The sequence below is a fragment of the Oceanobacillus oncorhynchi genome (assembly GCF_000821065.1).
Lineage (GTDB): Bacteria > Bacillota > Bacilli > Bacillales > Amphibacillaceae > Oceanobacillus > Oceanobacillus oncorhynchi.
This window is the reverse complement of sequence record NZ_CDGG01000001.1, coordinates 4213418-4226355: the sequence shown is the minus strand read 5'-3', so window position 1 is coordinate 4226355 and position 12938 is coordinate 4213418. Positions and strand designations below refer to the sequence as shown.

Sequence of the window (12938 nt, the reverse complement as noted above, 5' to 3'; positions counted from 1 at the left end):
GGGGGTTTTTGTATTAATGTTACTGGCTATCATGCACTTATATATGAGTGGATAAAAAAGACTTCCGCATCCGCTGTATGTCGCGGTTAGCGGAAAATCCTTTTCTAGATGTGTCATGTTATCGTATTTTAAAAAAAACAGTCGATTTCATACATGTTAAACGAAATACAGTCATATTATTTATTGGCATGGTCATGCCTTTCATCCCTTGTTCTTCGAAAAAAGATGAAGAGGGTTATGAACAAACAACCATTCGGGGGACGGAAAATGTCTATTAAAATTCCTTTTTTATCAAAACAACCAAAAGAATCGGATTCACTTTCTGAAGAGAATGCTCCCAATCATGTTGCTATTATCATGGATGGGAATGGCAGATGGGCACAAAAACGGGGATTACCCAGGTTTGCTGGTCATAAAGAGGGTGTATCTACGGTGAATAAAATCGTTAAAACCGCTGTGAAAGCAAATGTGAAGGTTTTAACGCTTTATACTTTTTCAACAGAAAACTGGAAACGGCCAAAACAAGAAGTGGAATATATTTTAAAACTTCCAAAAGAGTTCTTGCATGTATATTTACCAAGCTTAATGGAAAATAATGTTCGTATCCAAACGATAGGCGATTTTCAGGCATTGCCGAGCCACACACAGGAAGCAGTAAACTATGCAAAAGAAAAAACAAAGCATAATGATGGTCTTATTTTAAACTTTGCCCTTAATTACGGCGGCCGATACGAGATTTTAAAAGCAGTCAAGCAAATCGTATCGGAAGTAAAAGAAGATGATATCGATATGAGCAGCTTAGATGAAGAAACCTTTTCAAAATATTTATATACAACTGGTGTCTCTGACCCGGACCTGTTAATACGTACTGGCGGCGAATGCCGTTTAAGTAATTTTATGCTTTGGCAAATGGCGTATACGGAGTTTTGGTTTACAGATAAACTATGGCCGGAGTTTACAGAAGAAACATTCTATGAAGCATTACTTGCATATCAGCATCGGAAAAGACGATATGGAGGTATATAAGGTGATGATGATTTAATGAAGCAACGAACGATAACAGCAATTATAGCTCTGCTTGTATTTGTGCCGATTATTATTATTGGCGGTTTGCCATTTACTATTTTTGTCTATCTGTTAGCGACGATAGGGATAGTTGAATTAATGCGGATGCGCCATCCTGACAAGAATTTTTTTCCGTATGTTTTATCAGCTTTACTGACGTGGGTTATTTTACTGCCTAATGAATTACTGGCTGATATTGAATGGCTGACGAAGTATGAATTGATTTCTATCTTTATTTTTGTTTTATTGGCGTATACCGTGCTTGTAAAAAATGAGTTTACTTTTGATCAGGTGGGCTTTGTTGTTCTTGCGGCGTTTTATGTTGGTTTAGGATTCTTTTATTTGCTGCAGACTAGAGATGGAGAAAATGCGCTGAGAAATATTTTATTTGCATTTTGCATTATTTGGGCAACAGATACAGGAGCCTATTTATTTGGACGCAAACTGGGAAAGCATAAATTATGGCCGACTATCAGCCCGAAGAAGACCGTTGAAGGCGCGCTGGGAGGTATTTTTGTAGCTGTAGTTGTAGCTGTGATTTTTCACCTGATAGCACCATTTGAGCAATCCTGGCTGACATTGATTATTGTTACGATGATAGCTTCTGCCTTTGGACAAATCGGTGATTTGGTTGAATCTGCCTTTAAACGTGTGTATCATGTGAAGGATTCCGGGAATATTCTTCCTGGACACGGCGGCATTTTAGATCGCTTTGACAGCATGCTTTTTGTTTTTCCATTACTGCATTTTATTCACTTTTTTTAACAAATAGAAGCGAATATTGTAGAATTGGTAAAGTAAGCTGACTTATTGAATATACTAGGTGAAGAGCTTTCTTTTGGATAATACATAACAAAATTACATTATCGGACAAGTTAGCATATATGTTATTCTTGTCCCGGCACATACATGTATAGTTCCTGCTGAAGGATACTATATGGATGAGAAATAAATGATTGTTATGTGAACTTGTTGCGGAGAATCAAATGGTTAAATACTCCCTAACAACCTCTTTCTACCTTTATAAAAAAGGAAGGTGCTGTCATGACAACGGTTATTGCGTTTATATTGATGTTTGGTTTGCTCGTTTCCATCCATGAGTGGGGCCATCTGATTTTTGCAAAAAGAGCAGGCATGCTTGTCCGTGAATTTGCAATTGGCTTCGGGCCCAAAATATTGTCATTCACAAAAAATGAGACACTTTATACAATCCGGTTAATTCCGGCGGGCGGATATGTCCGTGTTGCTGGAGATGACCCGGAAATTGTAGAGTTAAAACCAGGGCATCATATTGCGCTTGATTTTAACAGAGATGGAAAAGTATCTAAAATTATTGTAAATAACAAATCAAAGCATCCGAATGCCCGCACGATTGAAGTAGAGAAGGTCGACCTTGACCATAAGCTGTATATCGAAGGCTATGAATTGGATGACGAAGAGACAAAGCTACATTTCGATGTCGATCCCAAAGCGATGTTTATCGTGGATGAGCAGGAAACACAGATTGCTCCTTTCGATAGACAATTTGCATCTAAAACGGTCGGACAGCGTGCCATGCAGCTTTTTGCCGGTCCAATGATGAACTTTGTCCTTGCTATCTTTATCTTCCTGCTTATGGGAATGATTCAAGGCGTTCCGGTAGAGGAAGCACAAATGGGTGAGGTTCAACCGGAAAGCCCGGCAGAAGAAGCGGGGCTGCAGGAAAATGATGTTATTACACAAATAGGAGACCAATCTGTCTCAACATGGGATCAATTTACGGATATTGTCCGGGAAAACCCAGATGAGGAATTAGAATTGGTTATCTCCAGAGGTGACACAGAGGAAGAATTGACGGTTGTCCCAGCTGAAGTGGAGACCGTGGACGATAGAGGAGACCCAATTCATATCGGACAAATCGGTGTAACTCCGGCTTATGAAAAAAATATCCTTGGAACATTAGCATTTGGGTTTGAGACAACTTATGAAACGTCGAAGCTTATACTTAACAATTTGGTCATGTTAGTTACGGGCCAGCTTTCCATTGATGTGCTATCAGGACCCGTAGGAATTTATGATGCGACAGATCAGGTTGTTCAATCTGGCTTTACAAACTTTTTAATGTGGACAGCGATGTTGAGTATTAATTTAGGAATTATTAATTTAGTTCCTCTGCCAGCATTAGATGGCGGCCGTTTAATGTTTGTCGGACTGGAAGCCGTCAGAGGAAAACCGATAGCTCCAGAAAAAGAAGGAGTCTTCCATTTTGTCGGGTTTGCCCTCTTGATGCTCTTAATGATTGTTGTCACATGGAATGACATTCAGCGATTATTCTTGTAAAATAAAATAGTAAATCCAATAGGTTACCCTTGTCGGTTTATAGACAAGGGTTTCGTGTTTTTAATTAATAGAGGAGGTTCGAAAAGTCCAATAAAAATGACACTGCGATTAAAGGAACTTCTGCTAAAACCGCCCACGTCCTGTGAGCAACGTAGAAGTCACCACATCCTGTGAAAGTCCGTACGTAAAAAGCTCGTCGCCTTGAACTTTCAACGCACAAATGTTTTCGATGGAACGAGTAACCGCAGTCCCAGGACGTGGCGTTCTTAGCCGGCTAGTCCTGTTTACCGGACTTTTTGAACACACACTAAATAGGAGAAATTTTCTTCCTGTGTAGTCAAATATCTATCTACAATTGGAGGGGTAGAGATGAGTATTTCCAAGCAAGAAAAAATGAGATTACTGCTTGAGCAAATTCAGCTGTCTGACACATCAATTCAAACGTATTTTGCTTCAAGTTATTTAGAAAAAGTAGAGGTTTATAAGCAAGAGAAAAAATGGCATTTTTATATTCATTTAGAGGATGTTCTTCCATTCGATGAATATTTATATTTCCAACAGTCTTTGCAAAAAAGCTTCTCATCCATTGCCGAGAAGGTCGAGCTGACATTACATACAGATAATAAGCAATGTAATGAAAAAGATATTGGTGTATATTGGAAACACTTTTTAGCAACAACTTCCATTTCACCTGCATATCAGGAAATGGTAATGCAGCAAACGCCTCAAATTGTGGAAAATAAGATAATCTTAACTTCAAGAAATGAAGCAGAATCAAATATTTTGAAGAAAAGACTTGAACCAGCATTCAGTCAATTCTGTTATCAAATTGGTTCCAGACCTTACTCCATTGATTTAGAAGTAAATGCTGATCAAAGTGAAATGCAAGCATTCCAAGACAATAAGGCGAAGGAAGATCAGGCGCTTGTCCAAAAAACCGTACAGGAGAAAGAAAAGCGGGATAAAGAAAAGGATACGCCTGTCAGCCAGCCGCTGGCGATCGGTTATAAGATTCAGGACGAGCCGGCAGAGATGAATCAAATCCTGGAAGAAGAAAGACGGATTACTGTACAAGGCTATGTATTTGATTCAGAAATCAGAGAGCTGCGGTCTGGAAGAAGCCTTTTGATTATTAAAGCAACGGACTATACCGATTCCCTGCAAATAAAAATGTTCTCCAAAGGGGATGAGGATGTCAATAAGTTTCAATCTGTTAAAAAAGGGATGTGGGTAAAAGCTCGCGGCAGCATCCAAACGGATATGTATACTAATGAATTGGCAATGATGGCAAAGGATATTCATGAGGTACAAGTAAGAGAAAAACAAGATGAGGCGCCTGAGGGTGAAAAAAGAGCAGAGCTGCACGCACATACGACAATGAGCCAAATGGATGCGGTCGTTTCTCCGGATGCATTGGTTGAACAGGCTGCCAAATGGGGACATCCAGCTGTAGCAATTACAGATCATGCTGGTGTACAAGGATTCCCAGACGCTTACTATGCAGGTAAGAAACATGGCATTAAAGTGCTTTATGGGGTAGAAGCAAATCTAGTCGATGACGGTGTTCCGATTGCCTACAATGAGAGTGACCGTTTATTAAAAGATGCAAACTATATTGTATTTGACGTGGAAACAACAGGGCTTTCTGCTGTGTACGATACGATCATCGAATTAGCCGCGGTAAAGGTACATGATGGTGAAATCATTGACCGATTTGAATCGTTTGCTAATCCGCATCATCCGCTGTCTGAGACAACGACGAATTTAACAGGGATTACGGATGATATGGTTAAGGATGCTCCTGAAGTCGGCGATGTCTTAAAAGATTTTCATGCCTGGATGGGAGAAGACATTTTAGTAGCGCATAATGCAAGCTTTGATATGGGCTTCTTAAATCAAGGATTTAAACGGATTGGCTATGAAAAAGCAGCCAACCCAGTCATTGATACACTAGAATTAGCAAGGTTTTTAATTACAGAGCTTAAAAATCATCGTTTAAATACATTATGTAAGCATTTAGGGATTGAATTGACACAGCACCACCGTGCCATTTATGATGCGGAAGCTACAGGCTATTTATTGTGGAACCTGGTCCAGAAATTAATGGAAAGAGAAATCATCAATCATCAGGACTTAAATAATCATATGGGAGAAAACAATGCTTATCAGCGCTCCAGACCTTTTCACTGTACGATTATAGCGCAGACGCAGGAAGGCTTAAAAAATCTATATAAAATTGTATCCCATGCGCATATTGATTATTTCTACCGTGAACCGAGACTGCCACGGTCTATTTTGAAAAAATACCGTAAAGGTCTCTTGATCGGGACAGCTTGTGACAGAGGAGAAGTCTTTGAAACGATGATGCAAAAATCCGAGGAAGAGGCGGAGCAGGTTGCTGAGTTTTATGATTATATTGAAGTGCAGCCACCTAAAAACTATGTCCATTTGGTAGATAAAGATTTAGTGCAGAACGAAGCACAGATAGTAGATATATTACGAAAGCTTGTCAATCTTGGGGAACGCATGGGGAAATTAGTAACTGCGACCGGGAATGTGCATTATTTGCAAGATATTGATAAGCAGTACCGGCAAATCCTGATTGCATCGCAGGCTGGTAATCCATTAAACAGGCAGACACTGCCGGATACACCATTCCGGACGACAGGTGAAATGCTTGGTGCTTTCTCCTTTTTAGGAAAAGAAAAAGCAAAAGAAATTGTGGTTCAAAATACGCAGCAGTTAGCTGACAGTATAGAGGATATCTCTCCTATTCAGGATGGCTTGTTTACGCCGAATATCGAAGGCGCGGAACAGGAAATGCGTGATTTATGCTATGATATGGCGAAAAAAGTATATGGTGAGCCGATACCGGAAATTGTTACCAAACGGTTGGAGACAGAATTAGAAAGTATTATCGGAAACGGATTCGCGGTAATTTATTTGATTTCCCATAAACTGGTTAAAAAATCCTTGGATGATGGCTACCTTGTAGGTTCACGGGGCTCAGTCGGATCCTCCTTTGTTGCTACGATGACCGAAATTACAGAGGTTAACCCGCTTCCGCCGCATTATGTCTGTCCAAGCTGTAAGCACTCTGAGTTCTTTACAGACGGATCTGTAGCGAGCGGTTTTGACCTGGAAGATAAAAATTGTCCAGAGTGCGGTGCTGCACTTGTAAAGGATGGACAGGATATTCCTTTTGAAACGTTCTTAGGCTTTAAAGGAGATAAGGTTCCGGATATTGACTTGAACTTCTCCGGAGATTATCAGCCGCGTGCCCATAACTATACGAAAGAACTGTTTGGTATAGATAGTGTGTACCGGGCTGGAACAATTGGAACTGTAGCTGAAAAAACTGCCTATGGTTATGTAAAAGGCTATGCTTCCGATCATCAGCTTGTTTATAAAAATGCAGAGATTGACCGTCTTGTACAAGGCTGTACCGGGGTGAAAAGAACAACCGGACAGCACCCCGGGGGAATTATTGTTGTTCCCGATGATAAGGAAATTTATGATTTTACACCGATACAGTTCCCGGCGGATGACCGGAACAGTGAATGGCGGACAACACATTTTGATTTCCACTCGATTCATGATAATCTGCTGAAGCTGGATATACTTGGACACGATGATCCGACTGTTATCCGCATGCTGCAGGATTTAAGCGGAATTGATCCTAAAACCATTCCGACCGATGATGAAGAAGTGATGAAAATCTTTGGCGGAACAGAGTCTTTAGGAGTTACTCCAGAGCAAATCCAGTGTAAAACTGGCACGTTGGGAGTACCTGAATTTGGTACAAAATTTGTGCGGCAGATGCTTGAGGATACGAAGCCAAATACCTTTGCAGAACTGTTAATTATATCAGGTCTGTCCCACGGTACCGACGTGTGGCTTGGCAATGCACAGGAGCTGATTAATAACGGCACGTGTAAGCTTCCGGATGTTATCGGCTGCCGTGATGATATTATGGTCTATTTAATGCATAAAGGCTTAGAGCCTTCCTTGGCATTTAATATCATGGAGTTTGTCCGTAAAGGTAAAGGGTTGAAGGATGAATGGATTGAGGAAATGAAGAAAAACAATGTACCTGACTGGTATATTGAATCTTGTAAGAAAATCAAATACATGTTCCCGAAAGCCCATGCGGCAGCTTATGTTTTAATGGCTGTACGAATCGCTTATTTCAAAGTGCATCACCCGATTCTTTTCTATGCGGCATATTTCACCGTTCGTGCGGATGATTTTGAGTTAGATACGATGATTAAAGGTTCGGATGCTATCCGTAAACGTATGGAAGAGATTAATTATAAGGGCAATGATGCATCGCCAAAAGAGAAGAACTTATTGACTGTGCTTGAGCTTTCATTAGAAATGTGTGAACGCGGCTTATCTTTAAAAAAGGTAGATTTATATAAATCAAGCGCAACCGAATTTATCGTTGACGGTGATTCGCTGCTTCCTCCTTTCAATGCTGTGGACGGCTTAGGCACCAATGCGGCATTAAATATTGTGAAGGCCCGTGAAGAAGGAGAATTTCTTTCTAAAGAAGATTTAAGAGAAAGAAGTAAAATTTCCAAAACCGTGCTGGAATATTTAGATACACACGGATGCTTAGAAGGTATGGAAGAAAAAAACCAGCTTTCCTTATTCTAAATGTGAAAGACATACGCATAAATCCGTTTGTTTTTGGAGAAACTAAAAGAAATTAGTTGAGGGTAAAAAGCGCTGTAGTATTGATTTGGAGGTTTGCAAAGGGGTATAGAATATGCTATACTATTTTTGTTTAGAATGTTCGATACGTACGAATGTAAAGAGTGGGTGCACACCCACTCTTTATTCATACCTCGCCTAAACAAGACTCTCTGCTTCCCCCGCCGTATTTTAGGCAGGGGTTTTATATTGATTGAAGGCGTGAGGACATGGTTAAAGGAGGTTTACACTTGAGTTCCAAGATAATTGAGATAACAACCGAATTAGTTCATCCGATTTTAGAAGAGAAAAATTTAGAATTAGTTGATATCGAGTATGTGAAAGAAGGGAAAAACTGGTTTCTACGTGTTTATATTGATAAAGAAGGTGGTATTGACATTGTAGAATGCGGTGAGGTCTCTGAACAGTTAAGTGAAAAACTGGATAAAGCTGACCCGATAAAAGAAGCTTATTTTCTAGAAGTATCTTCCCCGGGAGTTGAAAAACCGTTAAAAACACTGGATGACTTTAAAAAGAATATTGGAAACAATGTTTTTGTGAAGTTATATGAAAAAATTGATGGTGAAAAAACGTATGAAGGCATTTTACAAAATGTAGAGAACGATACCCTTTCTATTGAATACAAAATAAAAACGAGAAAGAAAATCGTAGAAATACCTTATGATAAGGTAGCAAAAGCAAGACTGGCAGTCTTGTTTTAATGAAGAGTACGAGAACAACATCCAAAAGGGGGAAAAGAAAAAGTGAGCACGCAGTTGTTTGATGCGATTGATCATTTAGCAAAAGAAAAAGGGATAGACAAGGATATATTGATGGAGGCTTTGGAAGCAGCGCTTATTTCTGCTTATAAAAAGAATTTTAAGTCCGCATCGAATGTTCGGGTAGAGTTGAATGAAACTACTGGAAAGATGGCTGTTTACGCAAGAAAAACAATTGTCGAAAATGTAGAAGACTCGCAGCTGGAAATATCTCTTGATGAAGCAAAAAGTATTAATCCGAATTATGATGTAGATGATGTGATTGAAGTGGAAGTAACACCGAAAGATTTTGGACGTATTGCTGCCCAGGCTGCTAAACAAGTAGTTACCCAGCGAGTGCGTGAAGCAGAACGAGGCGTTATCTTCTCGGAGTATATTGATAGAGAAGAAGATGTCATGACTGGAATTATTCAGCGTAAAGATTCACGTTTCGTCTATGTGAACCTTGGCAAAATTGAAGCCAAGCTGGCAGAGGCAGAACAGATGCCTACAGAAGAATACCATATTCATGACCGGCTGAAGGTTTACGTGACAAAGGTTGAGAATACAAGCAAGGGGCCGCAAATCTATATTTCCCGGTCACACCCTGGTTTGTTAAAGCGGTTATTTGAAATGGAAGTTCCTGAAATTTATGATGGAATTGTTGAAATTAAATCTGTTTCCCGTGAAGCTGGCGACCGCTCTAAAATTTCTGTACATGCACCAGACCCGGAAATTGATCCGGTGGGATCTTGTGTGGGACAAAAAGGGCAGCGTGTGCAAGCCATCGTAACAGAATTAAAAGGTGAAAAAATCGATATTGTAGAGTGGTCTGAGGATCCTGTCGTTTATGTATCGAACGCATTAAGTCCTTCTAAAGTATTGAAAGTATTTGTTGATGAGGAAGAAAAAGCAACGACGGTTGTTGTCCCAGATTATCAACTGTCTCTGGCAATCGGTAAAAGAGGACAAAATGCACGTTTAGCCGCTAAACTTACAGGCTGGAAAATTGATATCAAAAGTGAAACGGATGCAAGAGCAGAAGGTTTGCTGGATGATGCAGAAATAGAAGAAGCTTATTCTGACAACGATGAAGATTTGTTTGAATAAGGAGGTATTTTAACTTGGCTAAGAAGAAAAAGATACCAGAGAGAAAATGTGTTATGACAAATGAAATGAAGCCTAAAAAAGAATTGATCCGCATTGTCCGGAATAAAGAAGGGGAAGTGTTCGTTGACGAAACTGGCAAGAAAAACGGACGAGGAGCTTACCTTTCCAAGAATAAGTCTGTGATAGAACAGGCTCGGAAAACCAATGCGCTTAACAAAATCTTGAACGCAGAAGTAAGTCCAACAATCTACGATGAGTTAGAAGCTTTAGTAGAGGGAGAATGACATGAATCCTAATTATTTGAACATCATTGGTCTCGCTGTCCGGGCAGGGAAATGCTCAACAGGAGAAGACACTATTTTAAAGGATATTCGTAAAGGTCGTGCAAAGCTTGTTTTATTGGCAGAAGATATTGGACCGCAAACCAAAAAGAAACTTTCGGATAAATGTACCTCGTACAATGTTCCGTATCGACTTGTTGATAACCGGGATATCTTATCGCAGGCAATCGGGAAAGAACAGCGAGTAGCTATAGCAATACTAGATTCAGGCTTTGCAAAAAAACTCCTTACTCTAGTTGGATAAATAAATCCGGGGGTGAACGCATGAGCAAAATACGTGTATATGAATATGCAAAGAAAAATAAGGTAGCGAGTAAAGAAGTCATTCAATTTTTAAAAGAAAAGAATGTGGAGGTTTCCAACCATATGTCTACGATTTCTGACAATGAAATCAAACAATTGGATGAAAAATTTAACCCGCAGCCAAAACAAGATAAAAAGAAAAACGATCAAGTAAATACGAATAAACAGCAAAAGAATAAAAATACTGGAAATAAACCAAATACAAATCGGAATCCTAAAAAAGATAATCCGAAAAATAAAAAACAAAAAACCTCTAACAAAGGTAAACAACATCAACCACAAAAGGAGCAGTCGTTAGTGAAAGAGACTCCAAGTAAAATTACGTACCACGGTATATTGACCGTACAAGATTTAGCAGAAAAACTTCATAAAGAACCTGCAGAAATCATCAAGAAATTAATGTTTATGGGTATCATGGCTACAAAAAACCAAGACCTTGAAGATGACGCTGTAGAGCTGATTTGTGATGAATATAATGTAGAGGTCGAAAAAGAAATTATTTTAGAAGATACAGACCTTGATAAATATATTGAAGAAGATGACAGTGAAAAATTGCAGGAGCGTCCTGCTGTTGTTACCATTATGGGACATGTTGACCATGGGAAAACAACGTTATTAGATGCTATACGCCATACGAAGGTTACTGCTGGTGAAGCTGGTGGAATCACACAGCATATTGGCGCTTACCAAGTTGAAAATGAGGGCAAGAAAGTTACATTTTTAGATACACCGGGTCACGCAGCGTTTACAAGTATGCGTTCGCGCGGTGCACAAGTAACAGATATTGCTATTTTAGTTGTCGCAGCAGATGATGGCGTGATGCCGCAGACAGTGGAAGCAATCAACCATGCGAAAGCTGCTGGAGTACCAATTATTGTTGCTGTTAATAAAATGGATAAAGAAGGCGCTAATCCGGACCGCGTGATGCAGGAATTAACAGAGCATGAACTGATTCCTGAAGATTGGGGAGGAAGCACCATCTTTGTTAACCTTGCTGCACTTAAAGGGGAAGGTATTGACGATCTGCTGGAAATGATTTTATTAGTTGCAGAGGTAGAAGAATTAAAAGCAAATCCAGATGCGAAAGCTTTCGGTACAGTAATCGATGCGCAGTTAGATAAAGGCAGAGGTTCTGTGGCAACACTGCTTGTGCAAAACGGTACTCTGCATGTAGGAGATCCGCTTGTTGTCGGCAGTACGTATGGTAAAGTTCGTGCTATGGTAAATGATTTGGGACAACGCGTAAATCAAGTAGGACCGTCAGCTCCAGTTGAAATTACGGGGTTACAGGATGTTCCGCAGGCAGGAGACCAGTTCCTTGCATTTTCTGATGAGAAAAAAGCGCGTCAAATTGGGATTGCCCGTCAACAGAAGCGGATCGATGAAAACCGCGGCGGCCAATCAACTGTCAGCCTGGATGATTTATTTGAACAAATCAAGCAGGGTGAAATGAAAGAATTAAATATCATTGTGAAAGCGGACGTACAAGGTTCTGTGGAAGCATTAGCCGCTTCTTTACGCAAGATAGAAGTAGAAGGCGTCAATGTTAAAATCATTCATACAGGCGTAGGAGCGATTACAGAATCCGATATTATCTTAGCTTCGGCATCCAATGCAATCGTTATTGGTTTCAATGTCCGCCCTGATGTCAATGCAAAAAGAGCTGCAGAATCCGAAAAAATCGATTTACGTCTGCACCGTGTTATTTACAGTGCGATTGAAGAAATTGAAGCAGCAATGAAAGGTCTGCTGGATCCAGAATATGAAGAAAAAGTTATTGGTCAGGCGGAAGTACGTGAAACATTCAAGGTATCACGTATTGGTACCATTGCAGGAAGCTATGTAACAGACGGAAAAATTACCAGAGATTCGAGCGTTCGTCTTATTCGTGACGGTGTGGTTCTTTATGAAGGTGAATTACAAGCATTGAAACGGTTTAAAGATGACGTAAAAGAGGTACAACAGAATTATGAATGTGGAATTACATTGGCTAACTTTAATGATATTAAAGAAGGCGATATTATCGAAGCCTATGTAATGGAAGAAATGGAACGAAAATGATTCTCTATGCAGAAGTAGAATGTATGTTGTATGAAGGGAATTCCTTAAAAGCAAAGCGCTCCGTGTTGAAGCGGGTTATGAATAAACTGCGCCAATCGTTTAATGTTTCTGTAACTGAGCTTGAATTTCACGATTTATGGCAACGAACCAAACTTGGGATAGTTATTATTTCGACGGATTATGTGCATGCTGAAAAAGTAATACAACAAGCTTTACACACAATAGATTCTTTTTCTGAATTAGAAAGAACTATAACGAATATCGAACGATTATAACGAAAATGCAT

Annotated in this window: 10 protein-coding genes; all 10 read left to right on the top strand. The window is 39.7% G+C overall.

The features are described 5' to 3' along the window. Positions 1 to 267 precede the first annotated feature (267 nt). The 10 genes from BN997_RS20220 (at position 268) to BN997_RS20175 (ending at position 12927) form a co-directional block, all read left to right on the top strand. A complete protein-coding gene (locus BN997_RS20220) occupies positions 268 to 1026 on the top strand; it encodes an isoprenyl transferase (protein ID WP_042534990.1) in 759 nt (252 codons plus the stop codon). 15 nt (positions 1027 to 1041) lie between these two features. Further along, on the top strand, positions 1042 to 1830 hold the full coding sequence (locus BN997_RS20215; protein WP_042534988.1) for a phosphatidate cytidylyltransferase: 789 nt from the start codon (positions 1042 to 1044) through the stop codon (positions 1828 to 1830). Positions 1831 to 2109: 279 nt separating this feature from the next. After that, a complete protein-coding gene (gene rseP, locus BN997_RS20210; protein WP_042534985.1) occupies positions 2110 to 3384 on the top strand; it encodes an RIP metalloprotease RseP in 1275 nt (424 codons plus the stop codon). Positions 3385 to 3753: 369 nt separating this feature from the next. Then, positions 3754 to 8043, top strand: a complete 4290-nt coding sequence (locus BN997_RS20205) for a PolC-type DNA polymerase III (RefSeq protein ID WP_042534983.1) — start codon at positions 3754 to 3756, stop codon at positions 8041 to 8043. Positions 8044 to 8330: 287 nt separating this feature from the next. After that, complete coding sequence (rimP, locus tag BN997_RS20200) at positions 8331 to 8801, top strand: ribosome maturation factor RimP (RefSeq protein WP_084612998.1); 471 nt, start codon at positions 8331 to 8333, stop codon at positions 8799 to 8801. Between the two features lie 42 nt (positions 8802 to 8843). Beyond that, positions 8844 to 9947 (top strand): transcription termination factor NusA, encoded by a 1104-nt coding sequence (gene nusA / locus BN997_RS20195; protein WP_042534979.1) that lies wholly within the window; start codon positions 8844 to 8846, stop codon positions 9945 to 9947. Positions 9948 to 9961: 14 nt separating this feature from the next. After that, a complete protein-coding gene (rnpM, locus tag BN997_RS20190; protein WP_042534976.1) occupies positions 9962 to 10231 on the top strand; it encodes an RNase P modulator RnpM in 270 nt (89 codons plus the stop codon). A 1-nt stretch (position 10232) separates the two neighbouring features. Further along, entirely contained in the window at positions 10233 to 10532 is a 300-nt protein-coding gene (locus BN997_RS20185; RefSeq protein ID WP_042534974.1) for a YlxQ family RNA-binding protein, read from the top strand. Positions 10533 to 10552: 20 nt separating this feature from the next. Beyond that, entirely contained in the window at positions 10553 to 12652 is a 2100-nt protein-coding gene (infB, locus tag BN997_RS20180; RefSeq protein ID WP_042534972.1) for a translation initiation factor IF-2, read from the top strand. Further along, the gene (locus BN997_RS20175; RefSeq protein ID WP_042534970.1) at positions 12649 to 12927 is read left to right on the top strand and encodes a DUF503 domain-containing protein; all 279 of its coding nucleotides are present in this window, start codon (positions 12649 to 12651) and stop codon (positions 12925 to 12927) included. The genes infB and BN997_RS20175 overlap by 4 nt, the downstream gene beginning before the upstream one ends. Positions 12928 to 12938 lie beyond the last annotated feature (11 nt).

Bases quoted from the DNA above. Each gene is read 5' to 3' on its own strand.
- BN997_RS20220 (WP_042534990.1), top strand. From the start codon at position 268: ATGTCTATTAAAATTCCTTTTTTATCAAAACAACCAAAAGAATCGGAT.
- BN997_RS20215 (WP_042534988.1), top strand. From the start codon at position 1,042: ATGAAGCAACGAACGATAACAGCAATTATAGCTCTGCTTGTATTTGTG.
- rseP (WP_042534985.1), top strand. From the start codon at position 2,110: ATGACAACGGTTATTGCGTTTATATTGATGTTTGGTTTGCTCGTTTCC.
- BN997_RS20205 (WP_042534983.1), top strand. From the start codon at position 3,754: ATGAGTATTTCCAAGCAAGAAAAAATGAGATTACTGCTTGAGCAAATT.
- BN997_RS20185 (WP_042534974.1), top strand. From the start codon at position 10,233: ATGAATCCTAATTATTTGAACATCATTGGTCTCGCTGTCCGGGCAGGG.
- infB (WP_042534972.1), top strand. From the start codon at position 10,553: ATGAGCAAAATACGTGTATATGAATATGCAAAGAAAAATAAGGTAGCG.
- BN997_RS20175 (WP_042534970.1), top strand. From the start codon at position 12,649: ATGATTCTCTATGCAGAAGTAGAATGTATGTTGTATGAAGGGAATTCC.